The sequence below is a fragment of the Nocardioides aromaticivorans genome (assembly GCF_013408525.1).
Lineage (GTDB): Bacteria > Actinomycetota > Actinomycetes > Propionibacteriales > Nocardioidaceae > Nocardioides > Nocardioides aromaticivorans.
Window position 1 is genome coordinate 111396 of record NZ_JACBZM010000001.1, and the last position, 20381, is coordinate 131776.

The 20381-nt window shown below is 73.1% G+C and carries 17 protein-coding genes; 11 read left to right on the top strand and 6 right to left on the bottom strand.

Going from position 1 to position 20381, the window contains the following annotated elements:
- Positions 1–10: 10 nt before the first annotated feature.
- Positions 11–478 carry a pyridoxamine 5'-phosphate oxidase family protein gene (locus tag BJ993_RS00510; protein ID WP_179647348.1) on the top strand — a complete coding sequence of 156 codons (468 nt, stop codon included), beginning with the start codon at positions 11–13 and terminating at the stop codon, positions 476–478.
- On the opposite strand, the gene BJ993_RS00515 is transcribed toward BJ993_RS00510, so the two are convergent.
- Entirely contained in the window at positions 445–1110 is a 666-nt protein-coding gene (locus BJ993_RS00515) for a response regulator (protein WP_179647349.1), read from the bottom strand. The two genes, BJ993_RS00510 and BJ993_RS00515, sit on opposite strands and share 34 nt — an antisense overlap.
- Positions 1111–1235: 125 nt before the next feature.
- Between BJ993_RS00515 and BJ993_RS00520 the strand changes: the two genes are divergently transcribed.
- The 7 genes from BJ993_RS00520 to BJ993_RS00550 all read left to right on the top strand — a co-directional run bounded on the left by BJ993_RS00520 (position 1236) and on the right by BJ993_RS00550 (position 10504).
- The gene (locus tag BJ993_RS00520; protein WP_179647350.1) at positions 1236–2228 is read left to right on the top strand and encodes an Acg family FMN-binding oxidoreductase; all 993 of its coding nucleotides are present in this window, start codon (positions 1236–1238) and stop codon (positions 2226–2228) included.
- 129 nt (positions 2229–2357) lie between these two features.
- On the top strand, positions 2358–3791 hold the full coding sequence (locus tag BJ993_RS00525; protein WP_179647351.1) for a cytochrome ubiquinol oxidase subunit I: 1434 nt from the start codon (positions 2358–2360) through the stop codon (positions 3789–3791).
- A 22-nt stretch (positions 3792–3813) separates the two neighbouring features.
- Positions 3814–4836, top strand: coding sequence for a cytochrome d ubiquinol oxidase subunit II (gene cydB / locus BJ993_RS00530; RefSeq protein ID WP_179647352.1), 1023 nt, complete (start codon positions 3814–3816; stop codon positions 4834–4836).
- The gene (cydD, locus tag BJ993_RS00535) at positions 4833–8186 is read left to right on the top strand and encodes a thiol reductant ABC exporter subunit CydD (RefSeq protein ID WP_179647353.1); all 3354 of its coding nucleotides are present in this window, start codon (positions 4833–4835) and stop codon (positions 8184–8186) included. Before cydB ends, cydD begins: the two co-directional genes overlap by 4 nt.
- Positions 8183–9103, top strand: a complete 921-nt coding sequence (locus tag BJ993_RS00540) for a universal stress protein (RefSeq protein WP_036544651.1) — start codon at positions 8183–8185, stop codon at positions 9101–9103. Before cydD ends, BJ993_RS00540 begins: the two co-directional genes overlap by 4 nt.
- Positions 9104–9113: 10 nt before the next feature.
- Complete coding sequence (locus BJ993_RS00545) at positions 9114–9959, top strand: universal stress protein (protein WP_179647354.1); 846 nt, start codon at positions 9114–9116, stop codon at positions 9957–9959.
- The gene (locus BJ993_RS00550; protein WP_179647355.1) at positions 9956–10504 is read left to right on the top strand and encodes a flavodoxin family protein; all 549 of its coding nucleotides are present in this window, start codon (positions 9956–9958) and stop codon (positions 10502–10504) included. Before BJ993_RS00545 ends, BJ993_RS00550 begins: the two co-directional genes overlap by 4 nt.
- A gap of 9 nt (positions 10505–10513) precedes the next feature.
- Here the strand turns inward: BJ993_RS00550 and BJ993_RS00555 are convergent, their stop codons facing one another.
- Positions 10514–10993 (bottom strand): T3SS (YopN, CesT) and YbjN peptide-binding chaperone 1, encoded by a 480-nt coding sequence (locus tag BJ993_RS00555; RefSeq protein ID WP_179647356.1) that lies wholly within the window; start codon positions 10991–10993, stop codon positions 10514–10516.
- A 23-nt stretch (positions 10994–11016) separates the two neighbouring features.
- The gene (locus BJ993_RS00560; RefSeq protein ID WP_308645434.1) at positions 11017–12552 is read right to left on the bottom strand and encodes an SDR family NAD(P)-dependent oxidoreductase; all 1536 of its coding nucleotides are present in this window, start codon (positions 12550–12552) and stop codon (positions 11017–11019) included.
- Positions 12553–12676: 124 nt separating this feature from the next.
- Between BJ993_RS00560 and BJ993_RS00565 the strand changes: the two genes are divergently transcribed.
- Positions 12677–14452 carry an RCC1 domain-containing protein gene (locus BJ993_RS00565; protein ID WP_179647358.1) on the top strand — a complete coding sequence of 592 codons (1776 nt, stop codon included), beginning with the start codon at positions 12677–12679 and terminating at the stop codon, positions 14450–14452.
- A gap of 22 nt (positions 14453–14474) precedes the next feature.
- Here BJ993_RS00565 and BJ993_RS00570 read toward each other — a convergent pair whose 3' ends face one another.
- Both BJ993_RS00570 and BJ993_RS00575 read right to left on the bottom strand, forming a co-directional pair.
- Positions 14475–14960 (bottom strand): (2Fe-2S)-binding protein, encoded by a 486-nt coding sequence (locus BJ993_RS00570; protein ID WP_179647359.1) that lies wholly within the window; start codon positions 14958–14960, stop codon positions 14475–14477.
- Positions 14961–14970: 10 nt separating this feature from the next.
- Positions 14971–17295 (bottom strand): molybdopterin cofactor-binding domain-containing protein, encoded by a 2325-nt coding sequence (locus BJ993_RS00575; RefSeq protein WP_179647360.1) that lies wholly within the window; start codon positions 17293–17295, stop codon positions 14971–14973.
- A gap of 184 nt (positions 17296–17479) precedes the next feature.
- Here BJ993_RS00575 and BJ993_RS26440 point away from each other — a divergent pair, with 184 nt between their 5' ends.
- Positions 17480–18892 carry a diguanylate cyclase domain-containing protein gene (locus BJ993_RS26440; protein WP_218864573.1) on the top strand — a complete coding sequence of 471 codons (1413 nt, stop codon included), beginning with the start codon at positions 17480–17482 and terminating at the stop codon, positions 18890–18892.
- Here the strand turns inward: BJ993_RS26440 and BJ993_RS00585 are convergent.
- Positions 18861–19457, bottom strand: coding sequence for a TetR/AcrR family transcriptional regulator (locus BJ993_RS00585; protein ID WP_179647362.1), 597 nt, complete (start codon positions 19455–19457; stop codon positions 18861–18863). The genes BJ993_RS26440 and BJ993_RS00585 overlap by 32 nt on opposite strands.
- Positions 19458–19509: 52 nt before the next feature.
- On the opposite strand from BJ993_RS00585, the gene BJ993_RS00590 reads away from it, so the two are divergent.
- A complete protein-coding gene (locus BJ993_RS00590) occupies positions 19510–20376 on the top strand; it encodes an oxygenase MpaB family protein (RefSeq protein WP_218864574.1) in 867 nt (288 codons plus the stop codon).
- Positions 20377–20381: the final 5 nt, after the last annotated feature.

Sequence of the window (20381 nt, forward strand, 5' to 3'; positions counted from 1 at the left end):
GGTGGTCCCGGTGCGAGAGCCCGACATCCAGCAGCACGACATCCAGCCCGGTCGCCTGGCCGTCCTCGACGGCCCCGAGTGCTGGGACCTCCTCCGCTCCCAGCCCGTCGGGCGCATCGCGTGGTCCGGCAGCCAGGGCATGTCGGTCGTCCCGGTCAACTACGCCGTCGCCGAGGACGAGGCCATCGTGCTCCGCACGACGCCCTACTCGCTGCTGGCGCGCGACGTCGCGGACCGCGACGTCGCCTTCGAGGTCGACCACGTCGACGCCGCCCACCACGAGGGCTGGAGCGTCCTGGTGCGCGGTCGGTGCGTCCGCCAGCGGCACACCCCCGAGCACCCCGAGCCCTGGGTCACGGGCCCGCGGTTCCTCGGCCTCCGGATCGAGGCCCGCTCGGTGTCCGGACGACGCGTGCTGCCGGCGACCGGATCGGCCGCGGCCGCTCAGTCGGCCGTCGACGCGTTCTTCACCGCGTAGATCGCGGCCTGGGTACGGCTCGACATCCCGAGCTTCGCCAGCATGGACGACACGTAGTTCTTCACGGTCTTCTCCGCGAGGTGGATCTCGCGGGCGATCTGGCGGTTCGTCATCCCCTCGCCGATCAGCTCGAGGACCTTGAGCTCCTGGTCGGTGAGCGTGGCCAGCTCCTTGTTGACCGGCGGCCCGGAGCGGATCCGGTCCAGCACCTGGGCGGTGACCGAGGGGTCGAGGGTGGACTGGCCGGCGGCGACGCGGCGCACGATGTCGAGCAGGTCGTTGCCGCGCACCTGCTTGAGCACGTAGCCGGCCGCGCCGGCCATGATCGCGGAGAAGAGCGCGTCGTCGTCGTCGTACGACGTCAGGATGAGCGCCTTGATCGACGGGTCCTGCGACCGCACGTCGCGGCACACGTCGATGCCCGAGCCGTCGGGCAGCCGGCCGTCGAGGATCGCGACGTCGGGCCGGAGGGCCGGGATCCGGCGCGCGGCCTCCTGCGCCGAGTCGGACTCGCCGACCACGACGATGTCGCCCTCGGACTCGAGGAGGTCACGGATGCCGCGCCGGATCATCTCGTGGTCGTCGAGGAGGTAGACGCTGATGCGCTCACCGGGTGCCTGGGAATCACTCACGGCTCCCACCGTAGTCCCGATCGGACCGCGGCGGACCGGGTCCGACGACTGCGAGGAAGGGACCTTTGGCCCCTGCACAAGACAGGGACCAGCCGCACAGTTGGGTGCAGAAGGAGGGGAGGACGATGCCGATGCGTCACCAGCCGTTGGTGGAGAAGGCGCCCGCCGAGGTCGTCGAGCGCCTCGTGGACCTCGCCTGCCTCGCACCGAGCGTCCACAACACCCAGCCCTGGCGGTGGCGGTACGACGACGCACGGCTCGTCCTCGAGGCCGACCTGACCCGGCGCCTGCCCGCCGAGGATCCTCGCGGGCGCAATCTCACCCTCAGCTGTGGCGCGGCCCTGCACCACCTGGCGTTCGCCGCCCGGGCGATGGGGTGGGAGACCAACGTGCTCATGCTGCCCGCCGACCGCGACCCCGCCGTCCTCGCCGAGGTCCTGGTGAGCCGGGTCCGCCAGCGGGCCGCGGTGCGGTCCGACCTCGACCTGCTCCGCACCCGGTGCACGGACCGTCGCCGCTTCACGGCCTGGCCCGTCCCGGACGACCGGCTGCAGGAGCTCTGCCGGGTGGCCGAGCAGTGGGGCAGCCGGGCCGAGGCAGTGACGAGCGACGCCGCACGGATCCGGCTCGAGCTCTTGGCGAACCGCGCGCTGACCTTCCTCGAGATCGACGGTCGCCGGATGTTGGAGCAGGAGCGGTGGATCGACCGCGCGGGGACCGACGGCATCCCGCTCGGCCTGCTCCCCGCGGACCCGGAGCCCCTGCAGGCGCGGTCGCGGTTCCGGCCGGGGCTGCTGGAGGACACCCGCATGGTGATCCACGGCGGGGACCGGGTCATCGCGATCGGCGGTGCGTCCGACGACGTCGGGGGTTGGTTGCGCAGCGGCCAGGCCATGAGCGCGGTCTGGCTCGAGGCCACCCGCTCCGGCATGTCGCTGATCCCGATGAGCCAGCCGATCGAGGTGGAGAGCGTCCGCCACGAGGTCGCGCGGAGCGTGCTCCGCGACGTCCCGGAGCCCCACATCCTGCTACGCATCGGCTGGCAGGCGATCGGCAGGAGCGGGCTGCCGCGCACGCCGCGGCGCCCCCTGCACGAGGTGTTCGTGCGCCACGCCTGACGGAGCGTCCAAGGTCCGCGACCACGGGGGCCGAAGGTCCCGCCCGACGGGGAAGTCCGGCCGTGGGAGCAGGGACTCGCCCGTTCCTAGCGTGGTCGCGTCAGCCCCCGACCCATGCCAGGAGCCCTCGTGGACCCGACCGACATCGCGCGGTGGCAGTTCGCCATCACGACCGTCTACCACTTCCTCTTCGTCCCGATCACGATCGGCCTGTCCGCGGTCATCGCGGGGTACGAGATCGCCTGGCTGCGGACCGGCAACGAGCGCTGGCTGCGCCTGACGAAGTTCCTCGGCAAGCTCTTCCTGATCAACTTCGCCATCGGCGTCGTGACCGGGATCGTGCAGGAGTTCCAGTTCGGCATGAACTGGAGCGACTACTCCCGCTTCGTCGGCGACGTGTTCGGCGCGCCGCTCGCGGTCGAGGGGCTGCTCGCCTTCTTCCTCGAGTCCACCTTCCTCGGCCTGTGGATCTTCGGCTGGGACCGGCTGCCAGCGAAGCTGCACGCCGCGTGCATCGTCCTGGTCCACGTCGCGACCCTGTTCTCGTCGTACTTCATCCTCGCGGCGAACTCCTGGATGCAGCACCCGGTCGGCTACGAGTACAACCCCGACACCGGACGCGCGGAGATGAACGACTTCGCGGCGGTGATGTTCAACAAGGTGCAGCTGGTGACCTTCCCGCACGTCGTGCTGTCCGCGTACATGACTGGCGCCGCGTTCGTCGTCGGGGTCGCCCTGTGGCACCTGCGCCGGGCCCGCACCGACGCCGACCGCGCGCTCTACCGGCCGGCCGTGCGCACCGGTGCGTGGATCGTGCTCGTGGCGGCGCTCGGCGTCGTCGTCAGCGGCGACGTGCAGGGCAAGATCATGACCGAGGTCCAGCCGATGAAGATGGGCGCGGCGGAGGGGCTCTACGAGACCGAGGCGCCCGCCGACTTCTCGGTCTTCCAGCTCGGCACCCTCGACGGCGACGAGGAGACCTTCTCGGTCAAGGTGCCGGGCCTGCTGTCCTTCCTCGCCACCGGCACGCCGAACGGCGAGGTCGAGGGCATCAACGAGCTGCGCGAGCGCTACCAGGAGGAGTACGGCGCCGACCCGGGCGCCGCCTACTACTCCCCCGGCGACTACACCCCGGTGATCCCGCTGACCTACTGGACCTTCCGGCTGATGATCGGCCTGGGCATGGCCGGCGCCGCCATCGCGGTCTGGGTGCTGTGGGCCACCCGCGCCGGACGCACGCCGCAGGGCAGGGCCGTGCTCGCCGCGGCGGTCGGGTTGCCCCTCCTGCCGCTGCTCGCGAACACCTCCGGCTGGATCTTCACCGAGATGGGCCGCCAGCCGTGGGCGGTGTTCGGCCTGATGACGACCGAGCACGCGGTCTCGCCCGGGCTCACCACCGCGGAGGCATGGATCTCGCTGCTCACCCTGACCGCGGTGTACGGCGTCCTGGCCGTCGTCGAGGTCCGGCTGATGCTGACCTGGATCCGCCGCGGCGCCGACGAGCTGCCCCCCGAGGTGCCGGACGACGCGGGCGACGACCGCCCCCTGGCCTTCGCCTACTGACCACCGGAACGAGGACAACACCATGGAGCTCACGACCGTCTGGTTCAGCCTGATCGCCGTCCTGTGGATCGGCTACTTCACCCTCGAGGGGTTCGACTTCGGCGTCGGCATGCTGCTGCCGGTGCTCGCCCGTGACGACACCGAGCGCCGGGTCATGATCAACACCATCGGCCCGGTCTGGGACGGCAACGAGGTGTGGCTGCTCGTCGCCGGCGGCGCGACCTTCGCGGCGTTCCCCGAGTGGTACGCGACGCTGTTCAGCGGGTTCTACCTGCCCCTGCTGCTCATCCTGGTCGCGCTGATCGTGCGCGGCCTGGCCTTCGAGTACCGCGCCAAGCGCGACGACGACCGCTGGCGACGCCGCTGGGACCTGGCGATCATCGTCGGCTCCTTCGTCCCCGCGCTGCTGTGGGGCGTCGCCTTCGCCAACATCCTGCGGGGCGTGCCGATCGACGCCGACCTGGAGTACGCCGGCGGCTTCTTCGAGCTGCTCAACCCCTACGCGCTGCTGGGCGGCCTGACCACGCTGGGGCTGTTCGTCACCCACGGGGCGCTCTTCGTCGCCCTCAAGACCGACGGTGAGATCCGGCACCGTGCGCGCGGCCTGGCCCTCCCGGCCGTCGGCGTGACCGCGGTCCTCGCCGTGGCCTTCCTCGCCTGGACCCAGCAGCAGACCGGCACTGTCGGCTCCGCGGTCGCCTTCGTCGCTGCGGCCCTGGCCCTGGTCGGCGCCGGCCTCGCCGCACGCGCCGCGCGCGAGGGCTGGGCCTTCCTCGGCACCTTCGTCACGATCGCGCTCGCGGTGGCCGGGCTGTTCCTCGCCCTCTTCCCCGACGTGATGCCGACGACGCTCGCCGGGGGCACGAGCCTCACGACGACCAACGCCGCCGCGACGTCGTACACGCTGGGGATCATGACGGTGGTGGCCGTCGTGTTCACGCCGCTGGTCCTGGCCTACCAGGCATGGACGTACTGGGTGTTCCGCAAGCGGATCGCCGTCCACCACATCCCGGCCGCCCCGGCGCCGGCCACCGCCGCCCGATGAGGCCGTCCGACCCGAGGCTGCGCGCGCTGCTGGTGCCGGCGCGCGCAGCCCTGGCCGGGGTGGTCGGCACCGGCGTGGTCGGCGGCCTCCTGGTCATCACCCAGGCGTGGGTCGTCACCGGCCTGGTCGTCGCCGTGCTCGACGGGACCGGCATCGCCCGTTGGTGCCTCGCCGTCATCGGCCTGCTCGCGGTGCGGGGCCTGGTCGGCGGGATCGGCGACCTGTTCGCCGCCCGCGCCGCGGCATCGGTCGGCACCGTGCTGCGGCACCGGCTCGTGCGGTCGGCGATCGAGGCGTCCGCCGGACCGGACCCGGCCGACGACGTCGCGACCCTCGCCACCCGCGGGGTCAGCGCGGCGGAGCCCTACCTGACCCGCTACCTCCCCGCGGTCGTCGTCGCGGCCGTGCTGCCGCCGCTGACCGTCGTGGCGCTGGCCACCCAGGACCTGCTGAGCGCCCTCATCGTCGTCCTCACCCTGCCGCTCGTGCCCGTCTTCGGCGCGCTCGTCGGAATCGCCACCCGCGACCGGGCGGAGGAGCAGTGGCGGGCGATGGCCTCATTGTCGGGACACTTCCTGGACGTGGTGCGGGGCCTGCCGACGCTGGTCGCCCACCGTCGCGCCCGCGCCCAGTCCGCCCGCATCGCCGAGGTCACCGACCGCTACCGCCGGGCCTCGCTGCGGACCCTGCGCATCGCCTTCGCCTCCTCCGCCGTGCTCGAGCTGGTCGCGACGCTGTCCGTCGCGCTGGTGGCCGTGACCGTCGGCGTACGGCTCGCCTCCGGCTCGCTCGACCTGACGACCGCGCTCGTCGTCCTGCTGCTCGCGCCGGAGGCCTACTGGCCGCTGCGGCGGGTGGGCGCGGAGTTCCATGCCGCCGCCGAGGGCGCCGCCACCTTCGAGGCGGCCGACGAGCTCCTCTCCCGTCCGCTGCCCGTCACCGTCGACCGGCCCGCGCCGCCGCACGCGCCGCTCGTCCTCGACCACGTGGGCGTCACCCGTGCGGGACGCAGCGTGCCCGCGGTCCACGACCTCTCCGCGCTGCTCCCGGCGCAGGGCATCACCGCCGTGACCGGTCCGTCCGGCTGCGGCAAGTCCACCCTGCTGGCCGCGATCGCCGGGCTCGTGCCCCACGACGGAGCCGTGCTGTCCGGCGGCGAGCCGGTCGGCGGCCCGCGCTGGCAGGCCCAGGTCGCCTGGCTGCCGCAGCAGCCGCGGTTCGTCGACGGCACCATCGGCGACAACCTGCGCCTCGCCCGGCCGGACGCGACCGGCGACCAGCTGTGGCGGGCCCTGCGCGAGGTCGCCCTCGAGGTCCGGGTGCGTCAGCTCCCCGCCGGTCTGGACACCCCGCTCGGCGAGGACGGCACCACCCTGTCGGCCGGCGAGCGCGCCCGGCTCGCGCTGGCCCGGATCGTGCTCGCCGACCGCCCGTGGGTGCTCCTCGACGAGCCCACCGCCCACCTGGACGACCTGACCGAGCAGGTCATCGCCGACACGATCGTCGCCCTCGGTCGCCGTCGCGGCGTGATCGTGGTCGCGCACCGGCCACGGCTGGTGGAGCTGGCGGACCGGGTGATCGCGCTGCCGGCCCCGGCAGCCGCGCCCCACGCCGTGCCCGCCGCTCCCGGGCCGGGGCACCCGGCAGGCGTCCCGGTCGACGTACCTGCGGCCTCCACCGAGCGCCGCACCCTCGCCGGTGCGGCCGTGATCGGCGCCCTCGCCTCCGCCTCCGGGGTCGCGCTCACGGCGACCGCGGGCTGGCTCATCGTGCAGGCCTCCAGCCGCCCCGCCGTCCTCACCCTGCTCGTCGCCGTCGTCGGGGTGCGTGCCTTCGGACTCGCCCGCCCGGTGCTGCGCTACGTGGAGCGGCTGCGCGCCCACGACGCCGCCCTGCGGCTCCTCGCCCGCCGCCGCGTCGAGGTGTACGACGCCCTGGTGCCCCTCGTGCCGGCCCGACTCGGCAGGCGGCGGGGCGACCTGCTGACCTCGGTCGTCGACGACGTCGACAGCGTGGTCGACCGGCAGCTCCGGGTCCGGCTCCCGCTGGTCCAGCTCGGTCTGGTGATCCTGCTCGCGGCGGGGGTGGCCGCCGTCCTGCAACCGGCCGTCGCCCTCGTCGTCCTGGGCCTCGGCAGCGTCACCGCGGCCGCCCACCTGCTCGCCCGGCACGGCGCCCGCGCCGCGGAACGGCGGTTGGTCGCTCTCCGTGCCGGACTGTCCCGGAGCGTGGTCGACGCGCTGCAGGTCGGCGAGGACCTGCGGATGTGGCAGCGCGCCGTGCCGACCGCCGACCGGGTCGCCGAGGTGAGTGCGCGGCTCGGCGCGGTCACCGTCACCACGGCTGCCTGGCTGGCGCTGGCCCGCGCGCTGGTGCTGACGGCGGGCGGGGCGGCGGTGGCAGTGACCGCGGCGCTGGCCGGAGGCGAGGTCGCCGCGGGAGCGCTGAGCGGTCCGGTGATGGCCCTGCTCGTCCTGCTCCCCCTCGCCCTCACCGACGTCGCCCTGCCCTGCGCGGACGCCGGTGTCGTCGCCGCCCGCACCGAGGCCGCCGAGGACCGGTTGGCCGACCTCGAGCGCACGCCACCCGCCGTCGCCGACGTCCCTGGCCGATCGCAGCCCACGGACAGCGTCGTGGAGCTCGCCGACGTCCGCGCCCGCTGGGAACTCCGCGCACCGGCCACCTCCCCCGTGACGCTCGACCTCGCCCCGGGCGACCGGGTGGCGCTCGTGGGTGCGTCCGGGAGCGGCAAGAGCACCGTCGCCGCCGTCCTGCTCCGCTTCCTCGACGCGTGCGGCGGGTCTGCCCGGATCGGCGGCGCCGAGCTCGAGGACACCGCCCCGGACGACGTACGACGGATGGTCGGCCTGGTCGACGACCAGCCCCACGTGTTCGCGACGACCCTCCTCGAGAACGTCCGCCTCGCCCGGCCCGAGGCCTCGGCCACCGAGGTCGAGGAGGCGCTGCGCGCCGCCTGCCTCGGCCCCTGGCTCGACGGACTGCCGGACGGGCTGGGCACGTGGCTCGGGACCGGCCACGCGGGCGTCTCGGGCGGCGAACGGGCGCGGATCGGCGTCGCCCGCTCGCTCCTCGCCGCCCACCCCGTGCTGGTCCTCGACGAGCCGACGGCCCACCTCGACCACGCCACCGCCGAGCAGCTCGCGCACGAGGTGATGACCGGCCCCCGCGTCAGGTCGGTCCTCTGGATCACCCACGGCACGGCCGGGCGGGACCTGGTCGACCGGACCGTCGAGCTCACGGGACCGGTTGGAGGGGCCGAAGGTCCCACCCATGCGGGGGCCTCGGCCCGTGTCCGCCGGACCTCCTCCGGACGGAGGGTGGAGCCATGACCACCACCATCAACCCCAGCAGTGTCGTCGTCGCCACCGACGGTTCGGAGGACGCCACCCGCGCGGTCCACTGGGCCGCCGAACAGGCCTTCCTCGAGCGGCGTCCCCTCGTCGTCGTCACCGCTACCGGAGCCACGCAGGTCCCGGTCACGGCCTGGGGCGGTGTCGGCGCCGGCTATGCCCCCAGCGTCGACGACCTCGTCGAGCACGGTCGGTCCGTGGCCGAGGACGCCCTGGCCGTCGTACGCCACCTCCGCCCCGGACTCGAGGCGTCCGCCGAGGTGCTCGTGGGCGACCCGCGCCAGGCGCTCGTGGAGCTGTCGCGCCGGGCGCACCTCCTCGTGCTCGGCTCCCGCGGCCGCGGCAGCTTCCGCAGCAAGGCCTTCGGGTCGGTCAGCGCCGCGGTGAGCCGCGACGCGGCCTGCCCGGTCTTCGTGTGTCGGCCGCCCGCCCGGTCCGAGATCCCGACGCGCGGGATCCTCGTCGGTGCCGACGGGACTCCCGAGTCCCTGCCCGTCATCGAGTTCGCCTTCCACCAGGCCTCGCTGCTCGACCTGCCGCTGACCGTCGTGCACTGCGTGTGGGACCAGGTGGCCGCGCTGCTCGGCCCCGGCTTGGTCTCGCCCCAGGAGGACGGGCTCGAGCAGCAGCGGCTGCTGCTCTCCGAGAGCGTCGCCGGGATGTGCTCGAAGTTCCCCGAGGTGAGCACCGACCTGCGGCTGGGGCGCGGGCTGGCCGAGGAGTTCCTCGCCACCGGCACCGCGGAGTGGAACCTCGTCGTCGTGGGTCGGCACCCCGTCGACAGCCTGCTGCGCCTGGTGACCGGTTCGGTGGCGATCTCCGTCATCGAGCACGCCCGGACCACCGTCGCCGTGGTCCCGGAGGCCGACCCCGCCGAGTCCGGCGACGAGGACTGAGGAGGCGGAGATGAACCGCCGCATCCGCCCGGGCAGCATCGTCGTCGGCGCCGACGGGTCCAAGCACGGCGCGCGCGCCCTGCGCTGGGCCGCCGAGCAGGCCCGCCTCGAGCGCCGCCCCCTGGTGGTCGTCACGACCGAGGAGGGCAGTGCGTTCCGGATCAACGCCGACGCGGTCCGCACCGTGCACGAGCTCGCCCCGGGCGTGGAGGTGAGCGGCGTCAGCGCGGCGGGAGACCCCCGCAACGTGCTCGTCGAGCTCACCCGCAACGCCCACCTGCTGGTGGTCGGGTCCCACGGCCGCGGAACCGTGCGCAGCGCCCTGCTCGGCTCGGTGAGCGCCGCGGTGAGCCGCGAGGCCGTGTGCCCGGTCGTCGTGTGCCGGCCCCGTGCCGAGGAGCAGGTCCGCCAGGGGGTCCTGGTCGCCGTCGACGCCAGCGAGTCGTCGCTGCCGGTCATCGAGTTCGCGTTCGCGCAGGCATCCCTGCACGGTCAACCGCTCACGGCCGTCCACTGCGTGTGGGACGTGATGGCTGCCGTGGCCGGCCTGCGCAACGTCAAGCTGGACGACGCCGACCTCGGGATCGGAGACGAGGCCCACCTCGCGCTGGCCGAGTCGCTCGCCGGGTTCGCCGAGAAGTACCCGGACGTCCCGGTGACGGAGCGCGTCAACCACGGCCTCGTCGACGACGTGGTCGGCTGGCGCACCGGCGCCTGGGACCTGGTGGTCGTGGGCCGGCACCCCCTCGACACCGTCAGCCGGCTCGTGACCGGCTCCATCGCCACCGCCGTGGTCGAGCGCGCGCAGACCAATGTCGCCGTCGTACCTGTCGAGCGGGAGCGGGTCACATCGTGAGCACCCGACCACCCAGTGCCCTCGTGGTCTACGAGTCGATGTTCGACAACACCACCCAGACGGCGGAGGCCGTGGCGCGGGGGCTCCGGCGGGCGGGGTTCGCGGCCCACGCCGTGCCCGTCACGTCGTTGGCGTCGACCGGTCCCGTCGACGTCGACCTCCTCGCCGTCGGCGCGCCCACCCACGGCTTCACGCTGAGCCGCAGGGAGAGCCGTGCCGAGGCCGTGCGCCAGGGTGCCGGCCCCGACCGGGCCGCGATCGGCCTTCGGGACTGGATCGCCCAGTCCCTGCCGCAGCGCTACGGCACCGACCGTCTGGTCGTCTTCGACACGCGGATCGGGCGTGTGCGGCACCTGCCACTGTCCGCGGCCCGCACTGCCGCCCGTCTGCTGCACCGGCGCGGATTCCGTCTCCTGCGCAAGCCGGTCGGCTTCGCGGTGGACAGGGTGCGCGGGCCCCTCCGGGACGGCGAGCTCGCCCGCGCGGAGAACTGGGGCCGGATGGTCGGCTCCGCCTGCCTCGAGGAGCTCAGCGAGGCGGCCTGAGGCCGAATCTCAGAGGTAGAGCCCGTCCCCCGCTGCCGGCTCCGCCGTCGGGTCGGCCTTCTCCGCCGCCGGCTCCTCCTCGAAGGTCAGCGAGCCACCGAACCTCTCCTTCAGCTGCGGGCCGAAGAAGTTGCTCGCCTCCGCCACGTCGACCAGCGACGACTCGAGGGTGCCCTTGTTGAGCGCGAGGCCGGCGACGGCGTCCTCGAACACGACCGCCTTCTCCGCCCAGTAGACCCGCGCGTGCAGGAGCCGCTGGTTGATGTCGTTGAGGGTGCCGAGCAGCTCGGGGGTCTGCTCCACGTCGTGTACGGCGACCGACCACACCCGCACCGCGGGGCGGTCGTCATTGCCCACGACGCGCACGGTGTAGCCGCTGCTGCCGTGCCGGAAGGCGTAGCCGCCCTGGTCGTCCTTCGTCAGGGACTCGTTGCCCGAGAACTCCTCGAGCAGGCGCTCGACGTACGCATCGACCATGTCGCGGCTCATGGCCCGACCCTACTCAGCAGCGGTCACCAGGGCGACGGCTCGTAGTCCTTCACGAAGACGCCGTAGATGTCCTCGCCGGCCTCGCCGCGGACGATCGGGTCGTAGACGCGGGCGGCGCCGTCGACGAGGTCGAGCGGTGCGTGCCAGCCCTCGGCGGCGATGCGCAGCTTCTCGTAGTGCGGCCGCTCGTCGGTGATCCAGCCGGTGTCGACGGCGGTCATCAGGATCCGGTCGGTCTCGAACATCTCGCCCGACGACGTGCGGGTCATCATGTTGAGCGCGGCCTTGGCCATGTTGGTGTGCGGGTGGCCCGCGCCCTTGTAGCGGCGGGAGAACTGGCCCTCCATCGCCGACACGTTGACGATGTAGGCCCGCCGGGCGCCGTTCTGGACGGCGGCGCGCAGCGCCGGACGCAGCCGGGAGTTGATGAGGAAGGGCGCGATCGAGTTGCAGAACTGCACCTCGAGCAGCTCCAGCGGGTCCACCTCGTCGAGCACCTGCGTCCAGGAGTTGTTGTCCTGGATGTCCGGGATCAGGCCGCCGGCGTCGATCGCCGTGCCGGCCAGGTGCGCCTCGAGCGAGGCGCCACCGGCCTTCAGCGACAGCGCCGTGAGCGACGCCGCGTTGTGGGCGGCCAGCGCGGCCTCGGCGGACTCACCCTCGTGGTGCGCGACCGCCGTGTCGGCGAGGGCGCCGGCGATCGCGGCGGGGTGCGCCTCGGAGATCCGGTCGAAGGTGACCATCTCCGGCAGCGCCTTCACACCGAGCGACTCCGCGCTCGGCAGGGCGGTGTTCTCGCCGTCGATCAGGTGCGAGTAGGCGCCCGGCAGCCGGCGCACCGTCTGGCAGGCGTTGTTGATGATGATGTCGAGCGGGCCGTCGGCCGCGACGTCATCGGTCAGCGAGATGACCTGGGTGGGGTCGCGCAGGTCGATGCCCACGACCTTGAGCCGGTGGAGCCAGTCGGCCGAGTCCTCCATCGCGGCGAAGCGGCGTACGGCGTCCTTCGGGAAGCGCGTCGTGATCGTGGTGTGCGCCCCGTCGCGCAGCAGCCGCAGCGCGATGTACATGCCGATCTTGGCGCGCCCACCGGTCAGCAGCGCCCGCTTGCCGGTGAGGTCGGTGCGCTGGTCGCGCTTCGCGTGGCTCATCGCCGCGCAGCGCGGGCACAGCCAGTGGTAGAAGGCGTCGACGAGGGTGAAGTCCTCCTTGCAGATGTAGCACCCGCGTGCGGTGATCAGCTCGCCCGCGAAGGCACCCTTCGCCGTCGACACCAGCGGGATGCCCGCCGTCTCGTCGTCGATCCGCATCGGCGAGCCGGTCGCCGTCCTCTCGATGATCTCCTGGTCGTGGCGCTGCCGCTCCTGCCGGATCTCGGCGCGCCGCGACTTCTTGATCAGCTTGTACATGTACGACGCCGCGCGCTTCATCGTGCGCACGTCCTCGTGGTCCGGGTGCAGCTCGGGGATCTGCCGCAGCACCTTGATCGCGATCGCGAGCTCGTCCGGGTCGATCCGGTCGAGGCCGGAGAAGGGGACGTCGGAGTCTGCGCTGGTCACCGGCGAATCGTACGCGTGGCGGGCCCTCATCCCGTCGTCGAGGTGACTCAGGAGGTACCTGAAATGGATGACGCCCGGCACGGGCTCCGGGCCTAGCGTGAGGCACTGCACAGGGAGGCTCGTCATGACGATCGCCAAGTCCGTCGTCACGCCCGTGCTGACCGCGCTCGTGGCGGCGTTCCTCCTCGTCCTGCCTGCGCGGGCCCCGGCCGTGCCGACCCCGCCGGGTGCGGTCCACGCGTGGGGCGGCAATGCGTTCGGCGAGCTCGGCGACGGGACCACCGACGCGCACCGGGCGCCGGCGCCGGTCCCGGGGATGGACGACGTCGTCGACATCCACACGGGGCGCGAGCACGCCGTCGCCCTCCGGGAGGACGGCACCGTGCTGACCTGGGGCAGCAACCAGATGGGTCAGCTCGGCGGCGGCACGACCGGGGGGCAGCGGCCCTCGCCGGGCCCGGTCGCCGGGCTGGACGGGGTCACCATGGTCTCGACCGGCCACTACCACTCGCTCGCCCTGCGCTCGGACGGATCCCTGTGGACCTGGGGCTACAACAACGTCGGCCAGCTCGGCGACGGCACCACCACCAACCGGAACCGTCCGGTGCAGGTCAGCGGCACGCGCACCTACGCGTACGTCGCGGCGGGCCGCGACATGTCCTACGCCGTCGCCACCGACGGCACCGTGTGGGCGTGGGGCCGTGGCGACGACGGGCAGCTGGGCGACGGCACGCTGGTCAACCACTCCACCCCGGTCCGGGTCGGTGCGCTGACCGATGTCGTCCAGGTCGCCGGCGGCCGGGACCACGGGCTCGCCCTGCGCACCGACGGGAGCGTCTGGGCGTGGGGGTGGAACGCGTACGGCCAACTCGGCGACGGCACGCTCACCGACCGGACGTCTCCCGTGCAGGTGCTGACCGGGGCGACCATGCTCGCCGCGGGCGCCCACCACTCCTACGCCCTGCGCAGCGACGGCCGCGTGGCCGCCTGGGGCCGCAACTACCGCAACGAGCTGGGGGACGGCACCAGCACCCAGCGCACGCGTCCGATCACCGTGCTCGGCGTGAGCGGAGCGGTCACGATCGGGTCCGGACGCGACCACGGACTCGCCGCCCTTGCCGACGGCACGGTCCGCACCTGGGGCCACAACTCCTCCGGCCAGCTGGGCGACGGGACCCTCACGAGCCGGTCGACCGCCGTTGCCGTGCCCGGGCTCACCGACGTCGTCCGGGTCAGCGGTGGCGCCGAGTTCTCCGTCGCGGTCGCCGCGACCGGCGCTCCGCCGGAGCCGTCCGGGACGGCGGAGTTCCGTGCGGTGTCCGGAGCGAGCGGCAACGCGAGCTCAGTCACCGTCGCCGTGCCCGCCACGGTCCAGGCCGGGGACGTCCTGGTGCTGTTCGTCGGGACCAACCGGCTCGCAACCGTTCCGGCGCCGACGGGATGGTCCCTGCTCGGCGTCGCGACCGACGGGTCCGACCTCCGGTCCTGGGCGTTCACCCGGACCGCCACCGGCACGCCGGGGTCGAGCGTCACCGTCGTGCTCGACGCCACCAGCAAGGTCGACGTCAGCCTGGCGGCGTACGACGGATCGGCGGTGACGGCCACGGCCTCCCGCCCCGAGACGGGCACCGGCGCGTCCCACCTGAGCGCTCCCGTCGCCGTCACCACGCCCGGTTCGCGGGTCGTGCACCACTGGGTGAGCAAGGTCAACGAGGTGGCCACGTGGAGCGTCGCCGACCTGGTGCCGCGACGCACCGGAGCAGGCAGCGGGAGCGGACAGGTCGTCAGCCTCACCGCGGACGGCGGTCCGGCACCCGCCGGGACCTGGCCCGCCCGGACGGCCACCGCGAGCGTCGCCTCGAGCAAGGCCATCGCCTGGAGCGTCGTGGTCGCCCCGTGATGCGCCAGCGGCTCCGGGGCCCTCAGCCGCCCATCGCCGCCGCTCCCGTGCGCACCGCCTCCCTGATCCGCGAGTAGGTCCCGCACCGGCAGACGTTGCGGATCGAGTCGAGGTCGTCCTCGGTGATCGCCCGGCCCTCGGCGCGGACCTTGTTGACCAGCGCGACGGCGGCCATGATCTGGCCCGGCTGGCAGTAGCCGCACTGGGCGACGTCGTGCTCGAGCCAGGCGTCCTGCATGGGGTGCAGCCCGTCGCCGGGAGCGGTGTCGGCGAGTCCCTCGATCGTGGTGATCTCGTCGTCCTCCCCGATGGCGGAGACCGGCACCGAGCAGGGGTTGAAGGCCTTGCCGTTGATGTGCGACGTACAGGCCTTGCAGACGTTGATCCCGCAGCCGTACTTGGGTCCAGTGACGCCCAGGACGTCGCGCAGGACCCAGAGGATGCGGACGTCGTCCTCGACGTCGACGGTGACCGTCTCGCCGTTCAGCTGGAAGGTGTGCTTCGGCATGTCGGGGACCTCAGAAGGTGTGGTCGAGGCCGTTGACCGGCGACTCGGGGACGGACGGGACGAACGGCTTGGGCTCGAAGTGCAGCGGCGCGTGGAAGTTGATCGGGAACTCCTTGGGCAGGGTGCCCGTGGCCCGGGCGTAGGCGCAGGCCACCGCGGCCATCGACGCCGCGACCCCCGCCTCGCCGGCGCCGCCGGGCTCCTTGCGGTCGGAGTCGATGACCTCGCACCGGAACTCGAACGGGACGTTCCACTGACGCGTGTACGCCGAGTTGTCCCAGCTCGCCTCGAGGAAGTGCCCGTCGACGAGGTGGTTGCTGTAGGTCAGCGCCTGGGCCATCCCGTCCATGAAGCCGCCCATCATCTGGGCCTGCACGCCCAGCGGGTTGACGACCAGGCCACAGTCGACGACCACGAGGGCCTTGGTGACCCGCGGCCCGGTGACCGCGTCGCGGACCTTCCGGTCGACCGTCTCGGGCCGGCAGTCGATCTCCACCAGTACGGCGGTCGCGCCCTTGTACTCCTTGTGGATCGCGATGCCCTGGGCGGTGCCGGGCGGCATCGTCCGGCCCCACTCCCCCAGCTCGGCCGCCCGCTCGAGGACCCGCTTGACGATCCCGCTGCGCAGGTGCGCGCGCCGGAAGGCGACGGGGTCCTGCTTGAACCTCTTCGCCAGCTGGTCGACCATCAGCTCGTTGGCGCAGCGGACCTCCGGGGAGTAGACGTTGCGCACCGAGCTGGTGTTGAACCGCCTGACGTCGTGGTCGGTCTCGTTGAGGAGCTGGGTGACGACCCCGAAGTTGTAGGGCAGCTCCTGGGTGAGCGTGAAGATCGACTCCGAGAAGGTCAGGTTGGCCAGCCCGGTCGGCAGCGCCGCCACCTCCGCGGTCAGCCGCTCGCCGAGGCCGTGGGTGAAGTCCGTCGTGACGGCCGTGTGCCGCTGCTCGAAGCTGATCACGCTGCCGGCGAGGATGCTGGCCCGGATCCGCGATGTCGTCATCGGGTGCACGCGACCCTGGCGCGGCTCGTCGGCGCGGTGCCACATCAGCTTCACCGGCGCCCCGAACGCCTTCGACGCGTGGGCCGCCTCGATCGCCGCGTCGCTGAACAGCTTGCGCCCGAAGGAGCCGCCGCCCTGGACGACGTGGACGGTCACCTTGCCCTGCGGCAGGCCGAGCGCCTTGGCCACCTTCGACTGGGTGTCGATCGGCGACTTGAGCCCGCCCCAGATCGTCGCCGTCCCGTCGCGTACGTCGGCGACGGCACAGTTGGGCTCGAGGGCCGAGCCGCTGCGGAAGTGGAAGACGAACTCGGCCTCCACGGTGCTGGCCCCGAGCTTGGGAACGACCAGCGGCAGCTGGGCCTTGCGCAGCTCGCCGAGGATGTCGGCCGACGACTTCCCGACGACCGTGCCGGGACTCCACTCGACGTCGAGGGCCCGCACGGCGTCGATGCACTGGCCGAAGGTCCTCGCGCGGACGGCGACGCCCGTCGGGATGATCGCGACGTGGGTGACACCGGGCATCGAGGCGACGTCGGCCTGGTTGCGCACGGAGCGTGCGGTGCCGTTGAGGTCCGGCGCCCGGCACACCATCGTGGGCAGGGCGTCCGGGACGTCGATGTCCATCGCGTACTGCTTGCGGCCGGTCACCGCGTCGAGGGCGTCCACGCGGCGCTGCGGCGTACCGATGAGCGACTGGTCCGCTGCTGCCTTGAGCCTGACCCGGACCCGCTTCGTGGTCGGCGAGGCCGCGGTCGCCGCGGCCTCGCCGTAGGTGAGCGTGTTGCCGAGCAGGTCCGAGATGATGCCGCCCTTCACGGTCAGCGTCGTGACCAGGGCGCCGAGCTGGACGGCGGCGGCGTCGAGGAGGGCCTTGCGCGCCACCGCGGCCGCGACCCGCACCGGCGTGTACATCGAGATCATCGTGTTGGAGCCGCCGGTGAGCTGGTTGAAGAGCAGCTCGGGCCGTGCCGGCGCCAGCGTGACGTGCACCCGGTCGAGCGGCAGGTCGAGCTCGTCGGCGATGAGCATGCCGATCGAGGTGGTGATGCCCTGGCCGACCTCCATCCTCGGGAGGGCGAAGTGGGCGTGCCCCTCCTCGTCGACGTGGATCGCGATGAGGTTCGACGTCGGCAACGCGCAGTGCGTCAGGAAGTCGTTGAGGTCGTAGAGCTCCGGCACCTGCGGCAGTGACGGGATCGGGACGGCGTGCGCCGGTGCGGCACCGGCGACGAGGTCGGCGGCCACGACGAGGCTCGTGCCCCCCATGACGTAGCCGACGAAGGAGCGGCGGCTGAGTGGGCGCGCGGAGGCGCGCGCCGGAGACTTCCCCATGATTTCTCCCCGAGTGAGATGGCGGTCACACCAGCACAGCAGCCGGAGATTGGTCGGAGGTTGGTCGCTCACCCCCGTTGGAGGGGTGCACCCGGGCGACTCGGCGGAAACCACTCCGATCATCGCCCCGCGCGCCGATGGGAGCAGTGCCCGCCGAAGAAGCCGAGGGAAGTCGGGAGGAGCCGTGGCCGCATCCGCCGCCCGGGCACTGCTGCCCGCCCTCGGCTTCGGCGCTGCCTACTCGGTCGCGATCCTGGTCGGCCGTGCCACCCGGGTCGAGGGCAGTGAGGTGTCGCTGGTGTGGCCGGCGGCCGCGGTCGCGGTTCTCTGGGGGATCCACGCCCGCGGCCTGCCACGCCGCGCCGCCGCCTTCCACTGGATCGTGCTCGCCGCGCTCACCTTCGGCGTCAACCTCACCACCGGCGCTCCCGTCGGCCTCTCGGCGTGGTTCGTGCTGGTCAACGTCGCGCTGGCGGCCGTCACCACCCTCGTCCTCGGGTACGGCGGCCGCCAGATCACGCTGCGCGACCCTGCCGACCTCGGGCACCTGGTCGTGGCGGTCACGTGCGGCACCCTGGTCGCCGCCGCGCTGGCCACCGTCTACTTCGCGGCGGTCGGCCACGAGGACCTGCCGCGGACCTTCGGGCTGTTCGCGGTCCGCAACGGCGTGACCGCGCTGGCCGGCGCCGCCGTCGTGCTCCGTCTCCAGGAGGCGCAGTGGCGCCGCCCGCAGCCGTCGCGGCTGCGGGTCCTCGAGTCGGTCGCCTGCGTCGTGGTGACGGTCGTCGTCTTCGCGCGGGTCTTCTGGTTCAACCCGGGCCTGCCGACGGCCTTCGGGATCATGCTGCCCGCGATGTGGGTCTCGCTGCGCTACACCACCACCACGGGCACACTCTTCCTCGCCGCGGCCGGTGGCTCGATCGTGTGGGCCACGCTGCTCGACCGCGGCACCCTGCAGGGCATCACCCCGCAGGAGCAGGCCCTGCTCGCGCAGGGCATGGTCGGCTGCCTCGCCATGGTCGTGCTGACCCTCGCGCTGTTCCGCGACTCCCGCAACGACCTCATCGAGCGGCTGCGCCACCTCGCGCTGCAGGACCCGCTCACCGGCCTCGCCAACCGCACCCTGCTGACCGAGCGGCTCGACGACGCCATCGCCCGCGGCGAGCCCGGCACGGTCGGGGTGATCCTGATGGACCTCGACGGCTTCAAGCTGGTCAACGACGCGTGGGGCCACGCCGAGGGAGACCTCCTGCTCGTCGAGATCGCCCGCCGGCTGCTGGCCACGGTGCGCGCCGGCGACACGGTGGCCCGTCTCGGCGGCGACGAGTTCGTCGTCGTCTGCACCCGCCTGCGTGACGCCGACGAGCTCCGCCTGTGCGCCGAGCGGATCCGGGACAGCGTGGCCGAGCCCTACGGCCAGGCGTCCGACGCGCCGTACGACCGGATCACGGCGAGCATCGGCGTCGCCCTGTCCGAGCGGTCGTGCAACTCGCGCAGCCTGCTGAGCAGGGCCGACAAGTCGATGTACGACGACAAGCGCGCGCGGCGCCGCCCGCCGGCCACGGTCACAGCCCTGGCAGCACGTCCTGCACGATGACCAGCAGTGACTCACGCAGCAGCAGGTGGGCCTGCTCGCGGGTCAACGTCCTGGCGCGCGACCACTCCCGGATGGTGCCGCGGGCGAGCTCGCCGAAGGCCCGGATGCAGGCGCGGGACGCCGCGTCCGCAGGGTCGCCCCCGACCAGCTCGAGCACCCGGCCGGCCGCCAGGTCGTGGGCGCCCTCGAGGATCGCGCGCACCTCGGCGTCGTCGCCGATCCCCTCGGCCGCGCCGATGGTGAGGTAGGTCGCCCGCTCGGGGGTGATCGAGCCGAGGAACCAGTGCACGGCCGCGTCGACCCGCTCGGCCAGCGAGCCGGTCGGCAGCGGCACGTCCTCCAGCGTCGGCAGCAGCGCCGCGCGTCGTACGACCTCGAGGTAGAGGGCGCGCTTGTCGCCGAAGTAGTGGTTGAGCAGGCCCCGGGCGACCCCGGCGGCCGCGGCGAGCTCGGTGGTGGAGACCTCGACGTAGGGACGCTCCGCGAACAGCCGCTCGGCCGCGACCAGGATCTGCTCGCGGCGCTGGTCCGGGGACAGGCGCCGACGCGCGACTGCTTCGCTCATGACCCCGATCCTACTATTGGCAGACTGCCAACAACAGACTAGCCTCGGTGTCGTGACCACCCGAGCCGAGACCACTGCCCGCGCCACCAGGGTGCGCGACGTCCCCGTGCCCGCGGGCTTCGTCATGCGCGACCACGTCTCCGGCATCGGCGCCCACCTGGCCGGCCCGGCCAACGTGATCATGCAGCTGAGCTGGCCCGGGGTCGGCCACGGCGTGATGAACAGCCGGGTCGAGAGCGGATCGGCGATGAAGCGGCCGTTCAAGCGCGGGCGCACCACCTTCACCTACCTCGCCGTCGCGCTGCTCGGCGGCGACGACGACCGCACCGCGTTCCGCAAGGAGGTCAACCGCCAGCACGCGCAGGTCTACTCGCGCCCCGGCGAGAAGGTCGCCTACAAGGCGATGGACCCGCGCCTGCAGACCTGGGTCGCCGCGTGCCTCTACTACGGCACGGTCGACATGATCGAGAAGATGCACGGTCCCCTGCCCGACGCGGAGGCCGACGCGCTCTACGCCCACTGCGCCCGCTTCGGCACCACGCTGCAGATGCCGGCGGACGCCTGGCCCGCCGACCGCGCCGCCTTCGCCGCCTACTGGGAGGAGTCGCTCGCCGAGGTCGACATCGACCCCGACGTGGCGGAGTACCTCATGCAGCTCACCACGCTGCAGAACTTCCCGAGGCCCTTCCGGCTGCTGGCGCCGTTCCTCGTCTTCGTCACCACCGGCTTCCTCCCGCCCGTCTTCCGCGAGGCGATGGGGCTGTCGTGGTCGAAGCGCCAGCAGCGCCGCTTCGACCGGATGATGCGGGCCTTCGGCGCGCTCGAGCGCCGGCTCCCCGCCGTGCTGCGGGTCTTCCCGTTCAACCTGTGGCTGGCCGACATGCGGGTGCGCCGCCGGTTCCACCGCCCCCTCGTCTGAGAAGG